Origin of the sequence: Arthrobacter sp. HY1533, assembly GCF_027568515.1 — a bacterium.
GTDB lineage: Bacteria > Actinomycetota > Actinomycetes > Actinomycetales > Micrococcaceae > Specibacter.
The window spans coordinates 19,359-39,126 of sequence record NZ_JANKZF010000033.1 but is presented as its reverse complement, the minus strand read 5'-3'; the positions used below and the strand labels follow the sequence as shown (position 1 = coordinate 39,126).

The window sequence follows — 19,768 nt, the reverse complement described above, 5'->3', positions numbered from 1 at the left end:
GCCAACAAAATTGACCCGCAGTTGTGGTCGTTAAAACAACCTCAATTGGTTGTTTCAACGACCACAACTGCGGGTCAGCTGAAAAGCGGGAAAGGCTACGCCAGGCGGGTCAGCCAGCCGTGCAGGTCCTCGACGGCGCCGGTCTGGATGCCCAGCAGCTGCTCGCGGATGGCGGCGGTGACTTCGCCGATGCCGTCCGCCGGGGAGGAGATGGTGCCCTCCGCGGTCTTGAGCTCGCCGATCGGGGTGATGACGGCGGCGGTGCCACAGGCGAAGACCTCGGTGATTTCACCCGAGGCGACGCCGGAACGCCATTCATCGATGGTGATCTTGCGTTCCTGGACCTTCATGCCGCGGTCCGCTGCCAGCTGCAGCACCGAGGAGCGGGTGATGCCGTGCAGGATGTGGCCGTTGAGTGCCGGGGTGACGAGCGTGCCGTCCTTGAACACGAAGAACACGTTCATGCCGCCGAGTTCCTCAACAGCGTTGTCGTTGAACGGGTCAAGGAACAAGACCTGCTTGCAGCCGTTGGCCTCGGCCTCCATCTGCGCGGCCAGCGAGGCGGCGTAGTTGCCGCCGCACTTGGCCTCGCCGGTGCCGCCTTCGCCGGCGCGGGCAAAGGTGGTGGTGAGCCAGATGGAAACGGGCTTGAGCTCGCCGCCAAAGTAGTTGCCGGCCGGGGAGGCGATGACGCGGTAGGAAACTTCACGGGCCGGGCGCACACCCAGGAACGCCTCGGTGGCAATCATGAACGGTCGCAGGTACAGGGCCTCGCCGTCGCCGGAGGGGACCCATTCCTGGTCCACGGACACCAGCTCGCGCAGCGATTCCAGGAACGTCTCCGGGGGCAGCTCCGGCAGCGCCAGGCGGCGGGCGGAGGTGTTCAGGCGTGCCGCATTGGCCTCGGCCCGGAACGTCCAGATGGAACCGTCGGCGTGGCGGTAGGCCTTCATGCCCTCGAAGATTTCCTGCCCGTAGTGCAGCACGGCAGCCGCCGGGTCCATCATGATCGGACCGTACGGCTCGATGCGTGCGTTGGACCAGCCGCCCTCCCCGTTGGCGTCAACCTTGAAGTCCACAACGGCCGTGTGATCCGTGAAATAGTCACCAAAGCCGGGGTTGGCCAAAATGGCGTCCCGCTCGGCTGCGCTCTTCGGATTCTGGTTAAGCTGGCGTGAAAAGCTCAGCTCACTGGCGTTCTGGGTCATGCTTCCTCCACGTTGTGATGCCCTGGTGAGCGTGCTGCGCCGTCCGGCCTGGGGCGGGCCCGGTGCGCACTCAATAGTCAATACCCCAAGCCTACTCCCGCGTACACCCCGCCCCGGCTTGCGCCGTTGTGGCGAAAGCCCGCAGGAATGGACGACGGCGTCAGGCGGCTGCCGCGATGGCGTCGCCAATCGCGCTGGTTGGCCGCGGTGACGCCGGATTGCGGGTGGCAATGTCGGCGGCGACGGCAACTTCGATGCGTTCCGCTGCGCCATGGTGGCCCAGGTGGTGCAGCAGCAGGGCCGCGGACAGGATCGCCGCCGTCGGGTCTGCCTTCTGCTGGCCGGCAATGTCGGGCGCCGAACCGTGGACCGGCTCGAACATGGACGGTGCCGTGCGGTCCATGTTGATGTTGCCGGAGGCGGCCAGGCCGATGCCTCCGGTGACGGCTGCGGCCAGGTCGGTGACGATGTCGCCGAACAAGTTGTCGGTCACGATCACGTCAAAGCGGGAGGGGTCGGTGACCAGGAAGATCATGGCCGCGTCAACGTGCAGGTAGTCAACGGAGACCTGCGGGAATTCCTTGGCCACGGCCTCAACCGTGCGCTTCCACAGGTGGCCGGCGTAGACCAGCACGTTGTGCTTGTGCACGTAGGTGAGCTTCTTGCGGGGGCGCTCGTTGGCGCGGCGGAAGCCGTCGCGGACCAGGCGCTCCACGCCGAAGGCGGTGTTGACGGAGACCTCGGTGGCCACCTCGTGCGGGGTGCCCTTGCGCAGCACACCGCCGTTGCCCACGTAGGGGCCCTCTGTGCCTTCGCGGACCACCACGAAGTCAATGGTGCCGGGGTTCGCCAGGGGTGAGGCCACGCCGTCGTACAGGAAGGAGGGGCGCAGGTTGACGTAGTGGTCCAGGGCGAAGCGCAGCTTCAGCAGCATTTCGCGCTCGATCAACCCGGAGGGGATGGACGTGTCACCGGGGGCCGCGCCCACCGCACCGAAGAGGATGGCGTCGTGCCCGCGCAGGGCCTCGATGGTGGAGTCGGGAAGTGTCTCACCCGTGGCCAGCCAGTGCTCGGCGCCGAGCTTGTAGTCGGTCAGCTTCAGCTCCAGGCCCTCGGCGGCGGTAACCTTCTTCAGGACCTTTACGGCCTCGGCCGTGACCTCGGGGCCAATGCCGTCGCCGGCGATGACTGCAATGTCAATGGCGGACGGGTTTGCAACGGCAGTGTCATTCGATGCGCTCATGCATTCAGCCTAGCCAAACCATCCACATGATGGGCAAAGTATCTCAAAATATGAGACGTCGAGCCATGGATCTCCACCCTGGGCAGGATGCAGCAGGCCGCCGCGCACCCTAGAGTTGAAGACGTGATCATGCATTCCATCTACGACTGGTTCCGGCAGCACCGCTTTGCCGTGGACTTTGTCCTGATGTCCGTTCTGTGGCTTGTCGCCATGCCCCTTAGCGCGATCGACGGCGGCTACTCCGGTTCCACCTCCGACACCGTCCTGGCCGTTGTCTTCGCCACGGCACTCATTGTGCCGCTGGCCTGGCGCCGCACACGCACAGTCATGGCTGGCTTCATCATCGCGGGTGTGGCGATTCTCCAGTGGGCACTGCACGTCGCGCCCACCCCCGCCGACATTGCGGTGCCGCTCATTGTCTACGCCCTGGCCGCCTTTGGGCCGCGCTGGGCTAGCCTGGGCGGGCTGGCCCTGGCCCTGTTGGGCTCGATCATGCTGGTCACCCGCTTCTTCTACAACCTCACCGCCCAGTCCCTGGCGGATGTTCCCTACGGCATCGTCATGGTCTTGATGGTGTGGGTCCTGGTGCTGTTCAGTTGGACGGCAGGTGACCTCACACGCACCAAGCGCCTGCGCGAACAGGCGCTTGCCGACCGCGCCCACCGCCTGGAAATTGAGGCCCAGCACGAACGTGAGCTGGCCGCCAGCGACGAGCGCGCCCACATCGCCCGCGAGATGCACGACATCGTGGCCCACTCATTGTCCGTCATCATCACCCAGGCCGACGGCGCCCGGTACGCCGCCGCCGCCAACCCCGAAATTGCCCCGGAAACCCTGGCCACCATTGCCGCAACGGGCCGGGCTTCGCTGCAGGAAATGCGCCGGCTGCTCGGCGTGCTGCGCGGCGGCGGGGAGGCCTCGACCCGCCCGCTGCCCGGCCTGACCGACCTCGACGAGCTCCTGCTGGGCATCCGCGCGGCCGGCCTGCCCGTGGCGTACACGGTCACCGGCGATGCGCGCCGGCAGCTGCCGCCGGGCGCGGAACTGACGGCCTACCGTGTGGTCCAGGAGGGCCTGACCAACGTCATGAAGCACGCCGGGCCCAACGTCACGGCGTCCGTCAACCTTGGCTGGAATGCACGCGGGCTTGAGGTCACTGTGCACGACGACGGCCGCGGCGCCACTGCCGCCCTGTCCACGGCGCAGGTCCCCCGCCAGCCCACGGCATCCCCCCGGGCACCGGCCAACGCGCCGCGGGTGCCCGCCATTTCCGCGGCGGCCCCGGCCGGCGGTGTCCCGAGCCCAGCGGCTGTACCCACCAACTCACCGCACGACGCCGGCACTCCCCCGGGTGCGCACCCCGCCACTTCCCCGACCGCGCAACTGTCGGCAGCCGATGCCTGTGGCGGCAACGGCCTGCGTGGCATGGCCGAGCGCACCAAACTTTACGACGGAACCCTCAAGGCCGGCCCACTGGCCGGCGGCGGCTTCGGCATCACTGCTTTCATCCCCTACTCGGAGCACTAAACACATGAGCCTCACCTCCCCCATCCGCGTCGCCCTCGTTGACGACCAGCAGCTGGTCCGTTCGGGCTTTGGCATGCTGATCAATTCCCAGCCGGACCTGAAGGTGGTGCTGCAGGCCGGCAACGGCATCGAGGCACTGGCGGGGCTCGCGGCAACGGCGGCCGACGTTGTCCTCATGGACGTGCGCATGCCCGGCATGGATGGCCTGGAAACCACGCGCAGGCTCATGGAGCGGACCAAGGCGGCGCCCGCGGGTTCGTGGCTGGCTGAGCTGAAGATCGTGGTCCTGACAACCTTTGACCTGGACGAGTATGCGCTGGCCGCCATCCAGGCCGGCGCCAGCGGCTTCTTGCTCAAGGACGCCCCGCCCGAGGAACTACTGGGTGCCATCAGGACAGTCTTCGCCGGGGATGCCGTGATTGCACCGTCCACCACGCGCCGCCTGCTGGACCACGTGGCCCCCATGCTCTCGGCGCCGAGCCCCGCCAACGACGCCCACGCCCAGGCCGTGGCGCGGTTGACCGGGCGCGAGCACGAGGTGTTTGTGTTGATTGCCAACGGGCTCTCCAACCCGGAAATTGCCGCACAGTTGTTTGTTTCCGAGGCCACTGTCAAGACCCACGTGGGCCACATCCTGGCCAAGCTCAACGCCCGCGACCGCGTCCAGGTTGTTGTCATCGCCTACGAGACCGGCATCGTCTCCCCGCGTTAACCCCGCCCCGCCCCGCCCCACCCCAGACGCGGCACCACTTAACGTCCACTTTTCACGAATGCGGCACCACCTTGGTGGTGCCGCATTCGTGAAAAGCCAGCGTTAAGTGATGCCGCGTTGGAAAGGGGCTCGAAGCCTTTAGCCCTTGACGGCTCCTGCCGTGAGGCCCTGCACAATGAACTTGCTGGCGAAGGCGAAGATCGCCAGGGTGGGCACCACCGTCAGCACGGCCGCGGCGGACATGGCACCCCAGTCGATGTTGAAGCTGGAGATGAAGCCGGCCAGGGCCGTGGGGATGGTCTTGTTCTCGTCGCTGTTCATCAGCGTCACCGACAGGAACAGCTCGTTCCAGCAGTTGACGAAGTTGAAGATGAAGCTGGCCGCGATGCCCGGGAGCATGACGGGCACCAGCACGCGGAACAATGCGGAAAGGCGGGAACAGCCGTCGATCATGGCCGCCTCCTCCAGCGCATCGGGCACGTTCTCGAAGAAGCCGCGCAGCATGATGGTGCAGAACGGGATGCAGATGGCGATGTAGACCAGGATCAGGCCCGTCTTGGAGTCCACAAGATCGAACTTGCTCATCATCATGTACAGCGGGCCCAGGGCAATGAAGCCCGGGATCATCTGGGTCAGCAGGAACGCGGCCATGACGGCGCCGCGGCCGGCGAACTGGAAGCGCGCCAGCACGTAGGCGGACAGCAGCGAAATGAGCGTGGCCACCGTGGCGGCGACCGTGGCCACCAGCAGGCTGTTGACCATGTACTGGCCAAAGTCGGACTTGGTGAACAGGCCGATGTAGTTCTCGAAGGAGACCTCGGTGGGCCAGTACTTCAGCGGCAGCTCGTAGATGGCGCCCGGTGCCTTGAGCGAGGTGACAACAATCCAGTACAGCGGGAAGACCGTCACCACAAGGCTAAGCGCCAGGAACACAATCTTGGACACGCGGCCAAAGGTTGTTTGCTTGTCAATCATTGCTTGGCCTTTCGGGGCCGCATGGCCATCAGGTAGAAGACGGCGAACAGCATCAGCGTGAAGACCACAATCAGGCCCAGCGCCGAGGCCTGGCCGTAGTCGCCCTCCTGGGTGATCTTGATCATGTAGGTGGTGATGATGTGCGTCTGGTCGGCCGGTCCGCCGCCGGTCATGGCCCAGATGATGTCGGGGAAGTTGAAGATCCAGATCACGCGAAGCAGGATGGTCAGCCCCAGCGTCACGGAAATGGCCGGCAGGGTGATGCTGAAGAACGTGCGCACCTTGCCCGCCCCGTCAATCGCGGCTGCCTCGTACATTTCATCGGACACCGACTGCAGCGCGGCCAGGATCATGATGGCGAAGAACGTCACGCCGTACCAAATGTTGGCAACGATGATGGCCGTCATGGCAAAGCCGGGCGAGGCCAGCCACGGCACCGGGGTGTCGATCAGGCCGGTTTTCATCAGGAGGTCGTTGACCACGCCAAACTCGGCGTTGAACATCCAGCGGAACAGCATGCCGATGAGGAAGCCGGACACGGCCCAGGGGAAGAAGATGAACGCCTGGTAGCCGCTGCGGAAGCGGAACTTGCGCTTGAGGAACAACGCCAGGGCGAAGCCAATCACCACCTGCGGAACCAGCGAACCAACCACCCAGACCACGGTGTTGCGGACTATGGTGCCGAACTCCGGGTTCTCAAAGAGCGCCTTGAAGTTGTCCAGGCCAATCCAGGAGGTGTCGGAGAGGTCGTTCAGGTTCCAGTGCCGGAAGGCCATCTGGGAGCCGGAGATCATGGGGTAGTACGTGAAGATGGCCACGAAAATGGCGGCAGGCGCCATGAACGCCAGCATGGTCCACCCTGTCCGGGAGCTGAACTTCTTCTTGCGTGGAACAAATGTGTGCGGCTCGGGGGCCGCGCCGGACGTTTCCGTCCTGCGCCGCCCCTTCCGCTGTGTCTCAACAGTCACGGTGGACTATCCCGCCATCTTTTCGGTCCAGTACGTGTCCCAGCTGGCCAACAGTTCCTTGGTGGTCATCTTGCCGGTCAGGACGCGCTGCAGTTCGCCGTCGGACTTCTTGATCCATTCGGTCCACCAGGCCACGCCGCGCGGCTGGACGGCCGAGATGTAGGTGTCGGGGTTTTCCGTCATGGTCACGTAGGCGGCCCAGGGGCCTTCGCTGTAGTACGGGTCCTTGGCTGCCGACTTCAGGATCGGGACCAGGCTGTTTTCCTTGCTGAAGGTGGTGGCGGGTTCGCCCTGGGCCAGGTACTTGATGAGCTTGACGGCCTCGGGCTTGTGCTCGCTGCTTTCGGCGATGCCCCAGCCTGCGGAGGCGACCGGCTGGATGGCCTTGCCCGTGGGGCCCACCAGGAGCGGGGCCACGTTCCACTGCTCAGCCTTGACGGAGGTGGATTCCTTGATGGTGGCAATCACCTCGGGGTCCTGGAGCAGGAACGCGGTGGAGCCGTTGCTGAAGCCCTGCACCATTTCCGGGTAGCCCCAGGCCACCGAGGACGGCGGGGAGCCCTTCTTGAACAGTTCCAGGTAGTCGTCCATGGCCGTCTGTGCCTCGGGCGCGGAGAAGATGGTCTTGCCGTCCTTCAGCAGGAACGCGTTTTCCTTGTCAATGTTGTCGGCCGTGTAGGCCTCGATGACGGCAACGGCGTTGGAGTTGGCGTTGGGGCCGCCGCGGAAGGCGTAGCCGAACTTGTTCTTGGCCGGGTCGTTGAGCTTCTCGGACTGCTCCAGCAGGTCCGTCCAGCTCTTGGGCGGGCCGTCGAAGCCGGCCTCCTTGACCAGGTCGGTGCGGTAGAACAGGGACAGGCCGTAGAAGCCGTACGGGATGTAGTAGGTCTTGCCGTCCTGCTTGGAGTAGTTGACGGCGTTGTCGGTCAGATCTCCCCAGCCCTCCCAGCCGTCCAGGTCGGCCGTCATGTCATAGAGCCACTTGTTGGCGCCGAAGGAACCCACGGTGATGTCGCGTGCCTCCACCACGTCAATGCCCTTGCCCGACTGCAGCATCTGCTGGATCTTCTGGTCTGCCGAGTCCGTGGGAGGCGAGACCAGTTCAACCTTAATGTTCGGGTTTTCGGCCTCGAAGCCGGCCAGCAGCTTCTTGATGGTGTCGGTGCGCGTGGGGTTGGTGAGGCTTTCCACCATCTGCAGCGTGACCTTGCCGTCGGCTGAATCCTTGCCGGCGCCACCCCCGCATGCGGAGAGGGCCAGCACGGCGGCAACGCCGATGGCAGCCATTGAAGTGAGTTTCTTATTCATGAAAAGCCTTTCATTGTGGGGTGGGAGGGGCTTGCTCGCCCTAAAACGTGTGTGGGCCGCCGGTTCAGCGTGGCCGCGCCAGCTCCACGAGGGCGGGAACCGCCCGCTCCGCGAAGGCTTCGTAGTCGGCGGGCGTGTTGTACAGGTGGGTCGACAGGCGCAGGTAGCCCGCGCCGCCGAAGGTGGTGATGGCCGTTTCGAAGTCGAAGCGGTCGGAGATCATGGCCCGCACCGCGTGGGAATCCTCGTGGCTTTCGGCCAGACCGCGGGGCAGGCGCACCAGGCGCAGCGGGTCCACGGGCATGCCCACGTCCACGGATGCGTCCTCGCCGGTCAGCGCAGTGAAAGCGCCGGCCACCAGGCCCTGGGCGTAGTCACCCAGCGAGGTGGCGTAGCTGCGGAAGTTGTCCCAGCCGTAGCGCTCCTCGATGGTTTCAAAGGACGCCGTGGCCGCCATCCAGGACGTGATGTCCTGCGTGCCCACATGGTCAAAGCTCTCCGGGAAGACATGCGGGAAGCCCCAGGAATCGATCAGCGGCGTCAGGTGGTGGCGGAACGGTCCGCGCGCCACAAGGGCTGCCGTGCCGCGGGGTGCGCAGGCAAACTTGTGCAGGTTGCCCACCCAGAACCCCTCAAAGTCCGGGACGGGGTTGGCCAGCACGCCCGGCGCGTGGGCGCCGTCCACGAGCACCGGCACGCCACATTCGGCCGCCGCCTTGGCAATTTCCGCCACGGGGAAGGCGCGGGCGGTGGCCGAGGTGATCTGGTCGATGACGATCAGGGCCGTGCGCTCATTGACCTCAGCCATGACAAGTTCGACGACGAGGGCTGCGTCCGCATCCAGCGGCACCTCCGCGACGGCGACCCGGCCGTTGTGCCTGCGAGCAATGCGCTTGGCGCCCTCCAGCACCGCCCCGTAGGTGTGGTCGGTGGTGACGATTTCCGCGCCTTCGGTGAAGGGCAGGGAGTTGTAGACGGCGGTGACGCCGGCACTGGCGTTGATGACAAGGGCCATGTCCTCCGCGGGCACCCGCAGGAATGCGGCAATTCCTGTGCGCGTGCCGGCCAGCGTTGCCGCCTGCCCCATGAACCAGGTGCAGGGGTTGGCATCCATCTGTGCCTTGAGCTGGAGCTGGCGCTCCTGCGCCGCACGGGGCACGGCGCCGTAGGAGCCGTGGTTCAGGTGGACCTTGCCGGCCGTCATGGACCAGTCGGACAGGGCAGGATTGCCCTCCGGGGTAAGCAGGGCGGCGGGTGGGGCGGGGGCGTAGATGGGCACGGCTGGCTTTCTGTCGAAAGGGATCAATGCCCTGTAAGTTATCTCACAAAAATGCCCAAGACAAGGGCTGACTCCATAAATTCATCAGATGACTTTGGAATAGTTCGCGATGGATCGAGCATATATTGCATGTTACGTCCAGATAGATCGGACAACTTGGGAAACACATATGATGAGTTCCGGAACGTCAACAGCGAAGTTGCAAGAGGAGCCAAGGCCATGAGTGCAGTGGAAACAGCCATGCAGGGACTGCGTGCCAAGATCGCCTCCGGCGAGTTGGCGCCTGGCCAAAAATGCCCGCCCGAGGGCGAGCTGGCCGCCCAGCTCGGGGTGTCCCGCAGTTCCCTGCGCGAAGCCATCCGGGCACTGTCGGCCCTGGGTGTCATGGAGGCCCGGCACGGCTCGGGTACGTACGTTTCCTCGCTGGAGCCGGCGGAAATCCTCAAGGGCTTCGCCCTGCTTGTGGACCTTTTCCCCTTTGACAGCGTCCTGGAACTGTTTGAAATCCGCCGGGTACTGGAATCCCACGCGGCCGCTGCCGCCGCCGCCCGTTCACTGCCCGAACTCATCGCGGAGCTGGACTCGCTCATGGAGGCCATGGAGGCCACGGACAACTCCTCGGACATTTCCGACCTTGATGCCCGCTTCCACGAGGCCATCTGCGAAGCCGGCGGCAACTCCACGCTCGCGGGGCTCATGCGGCTGTTCCGCTCACGCGGGCGCCACTTCAACATCTTCGACAGCCGGGACGGCGCCGCCGTGCGGGAGCTGAGCAACAAGGGCCACCGCAGCATTGTCGATGCCATCCGCGGCCAGGACCCCGCCATGGCCGCCACCGCAACGGCGGGCCACATTGCCCAGACCGAGTTCTGGCTCAAGAAGCTGCGCCCGGAACCCAACGTTTCCCCGTAGCACGCAGCCAGCCCCGGGCGGCGGGACTACGCTGGTGCTGTGCCACCGACCATGGACCCCGCCGACGTCACCGCCCTGCGCATGCACAGCCATGCACTGTGGTCGCCGCTGCCGGCGAGCGCCGGGGGCATAGTCGGGCACTTCACCGCCATGCAGGCACAGGAATACCCCTACGCACTGTGGGCCACGGCCCAGCGCAGGCAAGCCGGCTCGGAACGCAACGGCGCCGCGGACCTGGCTGACGCCGTCGACCGCGGCGAGATCCTGCGGACCCACGTGCTGCGCCCCACCTGGCATTTCCTGGCGCCGGCCGACGCCCGCTGGCTGCTGGGACTGACGGCCCCGCACGTCCACCGCAGCAACACGGCCTACTACGCAAAGTTTGGGCTCGACGGCGCTGTCCTTTCGCAGGTGCACCGGGTGCTGGCGGCCGAGCTGGCCGGCGGGCGGCACAGGACGCGTAGCCAGCTTCAGGAGGCACTGGCCGCCGCGGGCATTGAGGCCTCGGGGATCCGGCTCAGCTACGCCCTGATGCACGCCGAGCTGGAGCAGCTCATCATCAGCGGCGCATCGCAGGGCAAGCAGCGCAGCCATGCCCTGTTCGAGGAGCGCGTGCCCTCTGGTGCGCCGGTGGACCGGGACGAGGCGCTGAAGCGGTTGGCCGAACGCTACCTGGCCACCCGCGGGGCTGCCACAGTCAAGGACTTTGCCGTGTGGAGCGGCCTTCCCATGGCCGACGCGCGGTCGGGGGTGGCCGCCGCCGTGGAGGACTCCCCCGGCCGCTTCGAGTTGCGCGAGGTTCAGGGCCTGCAGCTGTGGTGCGTGGGGCAAGCCCTTTCGCTGCCTGCCCCTCCCGCGCCGCGGGTGGATTTGGCACAGTGCTACGACGAGTACGTGATGTCGTACTTTGAGTCAAAGCACCTGCTGTTCACTCCCGCCCGGCTCCGGGTGGAACCAGGGGCAACGTTCTACCACCCTGTCCTCATCGACGGCCTCATGGCGGCAACCTGGAAGCACGTGCCTGCCGCTTCCGTTGCCCGCGTGCAGCTGGCTCCCCTGCGGGCCCTGGGCCGCCAGGAGCGCCTCGCGGTGGAGGCCGCGGCCGCGCAGTTTGGTGCGTTTTGGGGGCTGCCGGCCACCGTTGAGTGGTTCTAGGCGGCCGCCCGGGGCACCTAGAATGGCATACCCCCTGGGGTATGTAGAATGGGAAGCGCCCATACTCCCCTGGGTATCCAAGAAGAAGGAGTTCCGGCATGTGCCGAGCCGTCAACTGCAAGAGCTGCAACAAGACCACCTGGGCCGGCTGCGGCAACCACGTGGACGCCGTCATGGCCAACGTTCCTGCGTCCAAGCGCTGTGGCTGCGACCGCAACGCCCCCAAGGATGCGGCACCCGCCTCCGGCAGCTGGTTCGCCCGCCTGTTCGGCAAGTAGCGGCCACCAGACACGCCCGCCGAGCAGGGCGGCCACTTGCAGATGGGCCGCCGCTACTGCGCGGGGGGCGGGGCCGCTTCCTGCGGACGAGCTGCCAACCACTCTTCCCGGGCGATGGCGTACTCCACGTCGCCTTGTTCGTCGCCATCGATCCTCACTGGCCAGTCGGCGGTGAAGTGCCTGACCAGCCGCATGCCCGATTTCTCCATGACCCTGCGGGACGCCGCATGAACGGTCATGGTCTCCGCCACAACCCTGGTGGCGGGGGTGTGCAGGAACGCATGGTCGATCAGGGCGCGGCTGCCTTCAGTCGCCAAGCCCCGGCCCCAGCTGGAGCGGCGCAGGCGGTACCCGAGCTCCGGTTCAGCGTCCGGGCAGCCGGGACCGGGCCGCAGGTGAAACCAGCCCAGAAAGTCACCGCTTGGCGGATCCTGTGCCACCCAGAAGCCAAAATCCGGCGATGCCCGATGGTAGGCGAGATAGGCGGGAATGTGGTCCTCGACTATTTCCCGGAGGGGCGTCGGAGTCCCGTTGGACAAGTAGCGCATGACGGAAGGATCCCCGTCCAGCGCCACAAGAAACCCGGCATCGGACTCGGCAAATTCCCGCAACACCAGCCGCGGTGTTTCCAAAAGTATCCGCATGCCCCATTGTGCACCCGCGCATCCCGCCGCCGCACACTCAGCAACCGCTGCGCCTGCAGCAGCCGACTTCAGGGGTGCAGCCGGTAAAAGCGGAAGACCGAGAAGTCCTCGATGGGCAGCTTCTCCACGGCGGCATACCCGGCCTCGGCCGCATAGCGTTCCAGCACGGGCGGGCGCATGAGCGTCCCCGTGCCTGCCGACCCCGGCGTTGACAGGCTGTCCGGCAGGCATACAAACAGGCTGTACGCGTACATGAGCCGCTCCAGCACGTCGCCGCCATCCCTTGCGCCGTCAGGTCCTGCGCCACCCGGGGAGAAGGTGTCGGCGACGGCTTCGTCCATGACCACCACCACGCCGTCGGGCTTGACCATGGCGCGCACGGCGGCCAGCACCTGGACGGGAAACGGCATGTCGTGCAGGGCCTCGAAGATGAAAACGGCGTCCTGGCTTCCGGGCGCCACCGGCCCGGCGGCATCTGCGAGCCGGAAGGCGGCCCGGCCCTCCAACCCCAGCGCGCGGGCATTCTCCCGGGCCTGCCCAATGGACGGCCCGTCCACGTCGATTCCCGTGAGGGCTGCGCCCGGGTAGGCGCGCGCCAGCGCAAGGGTCGACCAGCCGCAGCCGCAGCCGAGGTCGGTGATCTGCGCTCCGGGCCGGGACAGGACCTTGTGGACCGGGCCCACCGAGGCAAGGGCTGCGGCCAGACGCTGCTCAAACCAGGGCCTGTTGCCGTCGGCCTGAGACTCCCTGGCGTCCGCACCCAACAGGGCCCAGGGAACACCTCCGCCGTTCCGGTACGCCGCCAGCAGCTCCGGCATGTTCGCCACACCCGCCCGGAGCATGCGCACCATGGGCATCAACGCTGTGAGCGAACCCTCGTGCACCAGTGCCTCCGCAGCACCTTCGGGAAGCCGGAAACGGTGGGCGCCGGGCACCAGCTCCACAAACCCGGCCATGGCCTGCTGCTCCAGCCACTCCCTGGCATAGCGTTCCTGCGTGCCGGTTCCGGCAGCCAGTTCCGCCGGGGCCAGCCCGCCGCTGCCTGCGGCCGCGAGCGCGGCATACCAGCCCAGCGCATCGCCCACGACAATGCTGGCCGTTTCCGCGAATCCCAGCACGGCCGCCACGACCCTGTCCGCGTAGGCGTCAACGGCGGCCTCGCTGCCGCCCTCGCCTGCCGTGCCCGCCACACCATCCGCTGCGCCGTCCATGCCGCCATTGTCCTCCTCCCCCGCCGCGGGCGGAAGCTTGATCTTGGCAGCTGTCCGGACCTAACGCCTGCGGGATCATCCCCTGGTAGGAGGTGGCGGCGTCGAACTTCACGGCGATATCCACCCCGGCTCCGATCCGCGAGGCCCCGGGCAAAAATAGGCTGGTGCCATGACCATCACAACTGAGAAAAACCAACGCACACTGGCGGTTCAGGCCCGCGGGCTGCGCAAGACATACGGCAGGGGCGAAACGGAGGTGGCGGCACTCAAGGGCGTGGACCTGGAGTTCCCGGCCGGCCAGTTCACCGCCATCATGGGGCCGTCGGGCTCGGGCAAGTCGACACTCATGCACTGCCTGGCGGGGCTTGATTCAGTCACTGCCGGCACCATCCACCTGGGCGACACCGAGCTGACCGCGCTCAATGACAAGGCCCTGACCCAGCTGCGCCGCGACCGGATCGGCTTCGTCTTCCAGGCCTTCAACCTGGTCCCCACGCTGAGCGCCGAGGCCAACATCACCCTGCCCGTGGCCCTGGCCGGCGGCTCCGTGGACGCTGAATGGTTCACGTTTATCACCTCCACGCTCGGCCTGACGGACCGGCTCAAGCACAAGCCGCACGAGCTCTCCGGCGGCCAGCAGCAGCGCGTGGCCGTGGCCCGGGCCCTGCTCACCCGCCCCGACGTCATCTTCGGCGACGAGCCCACGGGCAACCTGGATTCCCGCTCCGGCGCCGAGGTGTTGGGCATGCTGCGCCGCTCCTCGCGCGAGATGGGCCAGAGCATCATCATGGTCACGCACGACCCCGTGGCCGCCTCCTACGCCGACCGCGTGGTCCTCATGAACGACGGCGCACTCGTGGGCGAGCTGTCCCAGCCCACCGCCGAGTCGGTGCTGGCCTCGCTGGCGCAGCTGGGGGCGTAGGCCATGCTGCAGGTAGCCCTGAGCCAGCTCAGAACCCATTCGCGGCGCTTCATCGCCATCACCCTCGCCGTGCTCCTGGCCGTGGCCTTCCTTTCCGCCACGCTCATGGTCAACGCCTCCACCAAGGCCTCGCTGAAGGCGAGCATCGGCCAGGCCTATGCCTCGGCAGACCTGGTTGTCTCCCCTCCCGGCTTTGATCCGTTGACGACGGCGGCAGCCAAGACCGTGGCTTCCTCGCCCCTCGTGGCGGAGTCCTATGCACAGCGCTCCGTCTATGTGGAAAGCAATCTGGGCGCCAGTTCGGTTGCCTCCTTCATCCGCAACATGCCGGCTTCCGCTTCCCTGGAGCCGGTCAAACTGCTCTCCGGCTCCTGGCCCTCCTCCGACGGCGAGGTGGCGGTGGATTCCGTCACGGCCGCACGCAACTCGCTTGCCGTGGGCGGCAAGGTCACGCTGACCGGACAAACCGCACCCACCGGGGGCTCCGGTGGCACAGGGGGCTCCGGGGGTTCCCCGGCAGACAAGGCCCCGGAGCTCACCGCGACGGTCTCCGGCATCACTGCCGCCTCGAACGAACCCAACGCCTCCGGCATGGCCCAGTTTGTGGGCACCGCCGCGGCCGTGGACAGGCTCAGCCTCCCCGACGCCGGGTACGGCGTCATCACCGTGAAGCTGGCACCCGGCGTCTCCTTGGCCGATGCCAAGACCGCCCTGGCCGGTGCCGTGGGGCAAGCCGCAGACACCGTCCTGACGCCGGATGAGAAGACCACCCAGAAAGTCGCCAGCTTCACCGACGGCCAGGACCAGCTGACCATTGTGCTGCTCGCCTTCGCCGCCGTTGCGCTGCTGGTCGCCGCCCTGGTCGTCTCCAACACCTTCTCGGTCCTGGTGGCCCAGCGGACCCGCGAATTGGCACTGCTGCGCTGCGTCGGCGCAAGCCGCAGCCAGGTCAGCCGTTCGGTCATCGTCGAGGCCCTGGTGGTGGGCTTCATTGCCTCCGTGCTCGGTGTCCTGGCCGCCACGGGCACCATGGCCCTTGTTTTGACCCTGCTGAGCCAAAACCCGGACTTCAGCTTCGCCACCCTGGCGGTGCCGCCGTCGGCCATCATCGCCGGCATCGTGGTGGGCACCCTGCTCACGGTCCTGGCGGCCCTGGTGCCGGCCCGCGCGGCAACCCGCGTGGCCCCGCTCGCCGCGCTGCGCCCGGCGGATGACCTCTCGGTGCACAATTCCGGCGGCCGGGTGCGCCTGGCAATTGGCGTGGTGCTGCTGCTGGCCGGCGGTGCAGGCCTGGTGTACGGCGGAATCTCCTCCCAGCTGCTCGTGGCGCTGCCTTCCGGTGCGTTGTCGTTCGTCGGCTTCCTCATGGCCGCCTCGCTGTTCGTGCCCAAGCTAGTCTCGCTGGCCGGCACGCTGGCAGCCCCTGCCGGCGTTCCCGGGAAAATGGCTGCGGCGAATGCCGTGCGCAACCCGCGCCGCACCACGGCAACGGCGTCGGCGCTGCTGATCGGCGTCACGCTCGTGACCATGATGATGACCGGTGCGGCCACGGCCCGGAACGCCTTCAACACCGAGCTGGACGGCCACTATCCGGTGGACATCACGGCGGAGACCCGCCCGGGCGACCCGGAGATCACGGAGGCCGCCGTGGCCAAGGCCGCCGCGCTGCCGGGCGTCAGGCACATTGCCCGGCTGCAGCTCGTGGGCGTGGTCACGGCCGGGGACACCCAGATCCCCGCCTACGGGATCTCCGATGCCGACGCCAACGCGCTGCTGGCAAACCCCGCCAACAGGCCCACCCGGACGTCCGCGGTGCTGCCTGCCAGCATCAAGGCGACAACGGCCAGCCTCGCGGCAGGATCACAGTCAACCAACGTCACGGCAACACCGGCAACCACCGACGGCCACAGCGCGCTGGTCTCGCTCGACGCATTCCCGCCGCTGGCGGCCGACGACCCCCTGCGCGCCCAGGCCGTGGCCCCGCTGTGGATTTCCGTGGACCAGTCGCTGGACGCCAACGCCCTCATGGACCTGCGCACCCAGCTGGCCTCGGCCCTGGGCGTCAACGAGTTCCAACTTTCCGGCGCCGTGCTGGAGAAGGCCATGTTCAACCAGGTCATTGACATGCTGCTGCTGGTGGTCACCGGGCTGCTGGCCGTGGCAGTCTTCATCGCACTGATCGGCGTGGCCAACACGCTCTCACTCTCGGTGCTGGAGCGGACCAGGGAAAACTCGCTGCTGCGGGCACTGGGCCTGACCCGAGGACAGCTGCGCGGCATGCTGGCGCTCGAGGCCCTGCTGATTGCCGGGGTGGCGGCCATCATCGGCTCCGCGCTGGGTGCCCTGTATGGCTGGGCCGGGGCACAGTCCGCCCTGGGCACCTTTGCCGACGTCACGGCCGTCATCCCGTGGGGACAGATCCTGGCGGTTGTCGGCGTGGCTGCCGTTGCCGGGCTCCTGGCCTCCGTGGTGCCGGCACACCGGGCAGCCAAGCTTTCCCCCGTTGAGGGCCTGGCCATGGACTGATCTTGCCTCGCCGCACCAAAAGGGACGGCGTTTGCGCGTTCGGCGAGTGGTAGACCACCCGCCCTTTGCGCAAACGCCGTCCCTTTTCATTTTGCTGCCCCGGCGAACGCATTCCTCCACAGCACGTGCCGGCACCCGCGATGTCCACACTTGCCGGGCATCGTCTTCTGAGGGCTCCAGGCGATGAGAGCGTAGATCGCATGAACACACCACGACTGATCCGTCCATCCGACTTCGACTGTGTGGGCAGGGATCGACGCCAACTGGTTGCATTGTGCAACAAGGGCGAACTCACGAGGGTTCGCCGAGGCGTCTATGCATGGTCGGCCGACTGGAAGGATTTGCCCCGGCTGGAACAGTATGGGCTGAAGGTGCAGGCGCTCCAACAGGTGTCGCGAACTCAGCCTGTGCTTGCCCACGCAACGGCCGCATTGCTCTGGGGACTCTGGATCGTTGGAACACCCCGGAAATTGCACGTCATGACTGATGTGACATCTGGCGGCCGCAACGAGAATGGCGTCATCCGGCACCGCGGTTCGATGACCCAAGGTGTGGTCCAATGCGGATCATTCCTGCTCACGGACAAACTCACCACCGTCATGCAGTTGATGCTCAGCCTGGACTTTCCCTACGCCGTGGCCGTGTGCGACTCAAGCCTTCGCCAGTCCCCGAGCCGGAGTAGTCTCAACCATTTCTCGTTGGTGGGCAGTGCCCAAGATGATGGTGAACCCGTGTGGCAGAGCGCCTACCCGCAAGGGTGTGCCTTGCTCCGTGAAGAACTTGAAGCGGCTGCCAGCCGTCTCCCCAGCAGGGCAGCGCGGGTGCGGGCCGCGACCGTCATCAGCTTTGCTTCGTCCTTGTCAGGATCGGCCGGGGAATCACTGAGCCGGGCCAAAATGCACATGTTCGGCTTCCCGGCCCCAGTCCTGCAAAAGAAATTCACGCTTCGGGACGGCCACGACGCATTCACCGACTTCTGGTTCAAGGAAATCAACCTATCCGGCGAGTTCGACGGCCGGGAAAAATACCTCCGGGCCGGTTGGGGCAATGGCATGTCGATCCAGGACCGGGTCATGAGGGAGAAGGATCGGGAAGATGCGATCCGGGCGCAAGGCGTGGGATTTGTGCGGTGGACGTGGGCGGAAATGATGAACAAGGAACGATTCATCTATCTGCTGCGACAGGCCGGACTGCGGCAGCAATAGGCGAAGTCGCAGAAAAGCCGGTGTTCGCGGTTTCGGCGGGCCATCTAACACCCGCCGAAACCGCAAACACCGGCTTTTGTCGGATGAAATTACGCCTCGACGGGCGCGGGCTCCTCGTACTTGGGGAAGATCGGCGCCGGGGCGGGCAGCACTGTGCCGGGCACCAGGGGCGTGGCGAAGGCGGAGAACTGGCGCACGGCGTCGTCGGCGGAAGTGCCCTGGCCCAACACGTCCAGCAGCTTTGCGGCGGCGTCCGGCATGACCGGCTGCACCAGGAGGGAGACCATGCGCAGCACCTCGAGGGTCACGTACAGCACGGTTTCCATGCGGTGGACGTCAGTCTTGCGCAGCACCCACGGGGCCTGCTCGGCGAAGTAGGCGTTGGTGTCTCCCAGAACGTGCCAGATCTTCTCCAGCGAGCCGTGGAAGTCCTGCACCTGGTACGCGGCGCGGGACTGCTCCAGCAGGGCAGAGGCCGCGGCCAGGATCTCCTCGTCCGCGGACGTGAACGCACCGGGGGTGGGAACGGTCCCGGCGCAGTTCTTGGCCACCATGGACAGTGAACGCTGGGCCAGGTTGCCCAGGTTGTTGGCCAGGTCGGAGTTCATCCGGCCCACCACGGCGTCGTGGTTGTAGGAGCCGTCGGCGCCGAAGGGCACCTCGCGCAGCAGGAAGAAGCGGACCTGGTCCAGGCCGTACTGGGCAACCCACTCGGCGGGGGCCACCACGTTGCCCAGTGACTTGGACATCTTCACGCCGTTGTTGTTCAGGAAGCCGTGGATCATGACGCGCTTGGGCAGTTCCAGCCCCGCAGACATGAGGAATGCAGGCCAGTAGACGGCGTGGAAGCGGGAGATGTCCTTGCCGATGATGTGGACGTCGGCCGGCCAGAACTTCTGGAAGGCCTCCGAGTCCAGGTCGGGGTAGCCCACGCCGGTGAGGTAGTTGGTGAGGGCGTCAACCCACACGTACATGACGTGCTTGTCGTTGCCGGGGACCGGGACGCCCCAGTCGAAGGTGGTGCGACTGACGGAGAGGTCCTCGAGGCCGCCCTTGACGAAGCTAATGACTTCGTTGAAGCGGGTGCGCGGGGAACCGAAGTCGGGCTGTTCGCCGTAGAGGGCCAGGAGCTTGTCCTGGTAGTTGGAGAGGCGGAAGAAGTAGCTTTCCTCCTCGGTCCAGGTCAGCTCGGTGTCGGTGACCTTGGAGTAGCGCTTGCCGTCTTCGCGCAGCTCGGTTTCGTCTTCGCCGTAGTAGGCCTCGTCGCGGACCGAGTACCAGCCCTCGTACTTGCCCAGGTAAATGTCGCCGGCGTCTTCCATCTTCTTCCAGATGGCCTGCGAGGCGGCGTAGTGGTCGGCATCCGTGGTGCGGATGAAGCGGTCGTAGCTGATGCCAAGGGCCTTGTGGGCTTCCTTGTAGACGGCAACGTTGCGGTCAACGAGTTCCTTGGGCGTGACGCCTTCCTTCTCGGCCGTCTGCGCAATCTTCATGCCGTGCTCATCCGTGCCGGTCAAGAACATGACGTCGTACCCGTCCAGGCGCTTGAAGCGTGCCATGGCGTCGGTGGCGATGTACTCGTATGCGTGCCCGATGTGCGGAACGCCGTTCGGGTACGTGATGGCGGTGGTCAGGTAGTAAGGCGTCTTGGCCGTGTCAGATGATGTCACCCTATGAATTTACCGTGAAGCAGCA

General features: G+C 66.4%; 17 protein-coding genes. 8 read left to right on the top strand and 9 right to left on the bottom strand.

All coding sequences use genetic code 11. From position 1 onward, the window contains the following. Window positions 1-95: 95 nt before the first annotated feature. Both PCK14_RS17400 and PCK14_RS17395 read right to left on the bottom strand, forming a co-directional pair. Window positions 96-1,208: a branched-chain amino acid aminotransferase gene (locus PCK14_RS17400; RefSeq protein ID WP_269939780.1), complete on the bottom strand. Its 1,113-nt coding sequence runs from the start codon at window positions 1,206-1,208 to the stop codon at window positions 96-98. 160 nt (window positions 1,209-1,368) lie between these two features. After that, window positions 1,369-2,451, bottom strand: coding sequence for a 3-isopropylmalate dehydrogenase (locus PCK14_RS17395; RefSeq protein WP_269939779.1), 1,083 nt, complete (start codon window positions 2,449-2,451; stop codon window positions 1,369-1,371). A 129-nt stretch (window positions 2,452-2,580) separates the two neighbouring features. On the opposite strand from PCK14_RS17395, the gene PCK14_RS17390 reads away from it, so the two are divergent. Next, window positions 2,581-3,978, top strand: coding sequence for a DUF7134 domain-containing protein (locus tag PCK14_RS17390; RefSeq protein WP_442864752.1), 1,398 nt, complete (start codon window positions 2,581-2,583; stop codon window positions 3,976-3,978). Window positions 3,979-3,982: 4 nt separating this feature from the next. Beyond that, entirely contained in the window at window positions 3,983-4,690 is a 708-nt protein-coding gene (locus PCK14_RS17385) for a response regulator (RefSeq protein ID WP_269939777.1), read from the top strand. 138 nt (window positions 4,691-4,828) lie between these two features. Here the strand turns inward: PCK14_RS17385 and PCK14_RS17380 are convergent, their stop codons facing one another. The 4 genes from PCK14_RS17380 to PCK14_RS17365 form a co-directional block, all read right to left on the bottom strand. Next, window positions 4,829-5,665 (bottom strand): carbohydrate ABC transporter permease, encoded by an 837-nt coding sequence (locus PCK14_RS17380; protein ID WP_269939776.1) that lies wholly within the window; start codon window positions 5,663-5,665, stop codon window positions 4,829-4,831. Continuing rightward, complete coding sequence (locus PCK14_RS17375) at window positions 5,662-6,633, bottom strand: carbohydrate ABC transporter permease (protein WP_269939775.1); 972 nt, start codon at window positions 6,631-6,633, stop codon at window positions 5,662-5,664. The genes PCK14_RS17380 and PCK14_RS17375 overlap by 4 nt, the downstream gene beginning before the upstream one ends. 6 nt (window positions 6,634-6,639) lie before the next feature. Then, window positions 6,640-7,941 carry an ABC transporter substrate-binding protein gene (locus PCK14_RS17370; protein WP_269939774.1) on the bottom strand — a complete coding sequence of 434 codons (1,302 nt, stop codon included), beginning with the start codon at window positions 7,939-7,941 and terminating at the stop codon, window positions 6,640-6,642. A 64-nt stretch (window positions 7,942-8,005) separates the two neighbouring features. Continuing rightward, the gene (locus PCK14_RS17365; RefSeq protein WP_269939773.1) at window positions 8,006-9,220 is read right to left on the bottom strand and encodes an aminotransferase class V-fold PLP-dependent enzyme; all 1,215 of its coding nucleotides are present in this window, start codon (window positions 9,218-9,220) and stop codon (window positions 8,006-8,008) included. A 219-nt stretch (window positions 9,221-9,439) separates the two neighbouring features. On the opposite strand from PCK14_RS17365, the gene PCK14_RS17360 reads away from it, so the two are divergent. The 3 genes from PCK14_RS17360 (at window position 9,440) to PCK14_RS17350 (ending at window position 11,565) form a co-directional block, all read left to right on the top strand. Continuing rightward, window positions 9,440-10,132 (top strand): FadR/GntR family transcriptional regulator, encoded by a 693-nt coding sequence (locus PCK14_RS17360; RefSeq protein ID WP_269939772.1) that lies wholly within the window; start codon window positions 9,440-9,442, stop codon window positions 10,130-10,132. A gap of 39 nt (window positions 10,133-10,171) precedes the next feature. After that, on the top strand, window positions 10,172-11,287 hold the full coding sequence (locus tag PCK14_RS17355) for a winged helix DNA-binding domain-containing protein (protein ID WP_269939771.1): 1,116 nt from the start codon (window positions 10,172-10,174) through the stop codon (window positions 11,285-11,287). A 98-nt stretch (window positions 11,288-11,385) separates the two neighbouring features. Next, window positions 11,386-11,565, top strand: a complete 180-nt coding sequence (locus PCK14_RS17350) for a hypothetical protein (RefSeq protein ID WP_269939770.1) — start codon at window positions 11,386-11,388, stop codon at window positions 11,563-11,565. Between the two features lie 53 nt (window positions 11,566-11,618). Here PCK14_RS17350 and PCK14_RS17345 read toward each other — a convergent pair whose 3' ends face one another. Further along, on the bottom strand, window positions 11,619-12,209 hold the full coding sequence (locus PCK14_RS17345) for a GNAT family N-acetyltransferase (RefSeq protein WP_269939769.1): 591 nt from the start codon (window positions 12,207-12,209) through the stop codon (window positions 11,619-11,621). Between the two features lie 68 nt (window positions 12,210-12,277). Further along, a complete protein-coding gene (locus PCK14_RS17340; protein ID WP_269939768.1) occupies window positions 12,278-13,420 on the bottom strand; it encodes a class I SAM-dependent methyltransferase in 1,143 nt (380 codons plus the stop codon). Window positions 13,421-13,589: 169 nt separating this feature from the next. Between PCK14_RS17340 and PCK14_RS17335 the strand changes: the two genes are divergently transcribed. The 3 genes from PCK14_RS17335 (at window position 13,590) to PCK14_RS17325 (ending at window position 18,073) form a co-directional block, all read left to right on the top strand. Beyond that, on the top strand, window positions 13,590-14,342 hold the full coding sequence (locus PCK14_RS17335; RefSeq protein WP_269939767.1) for an ABC transporter ATP-binding protein: 753 nt from the start codon (window positions 13,590-13,592) through the stop codon (window positions 14,340-14,342). A gap of 3 nt (window positions 14,343-14,345) precedes the next feature. Continuing rightward, window positions 14,346-16,868: an ABC transporter permease gene (locus tag PCK14_RS17330; RefSeq protein ID WP_269939766.1), complete on the top strand. Its 2,523-nt coding sequence runs from the start codon at window positions 14,346-14,348 to the stop codon at window positions 16,866-16,868. Between the two features lie 200 nt (window positions 16,869-17,068). Next, a complete protein-coding gene (locus tag PCK14_RS17325) occupies window positions 17,069-18,073 on the top strand; it encodes a type IV toxin-antitoxin system AbiEi family antitoxin domain-containing protein (RefSeq protein ID WP_269939765.1) in 1,005 nt (334 codons plus the stop codon). A gap of 89 nt (window positions 18,074-18,162) precedes the next feature. Here PCK14_RS17325 and metG read toward each other — a convergent pair whose 3' ends face one another. Next, window positions 18,163-19,743, bottom strand: coding sequence for a methionine--tRNA ligase (gene metG / locus PCK14_RS17320; protein ID WP_269939764.1), 1,581 nt, complete (start codon window positions 19,741-19,743; stop codon window positions 18,163-18,165). Window positions 19,744-19,768: the final 25 nt, after the last annotated feature.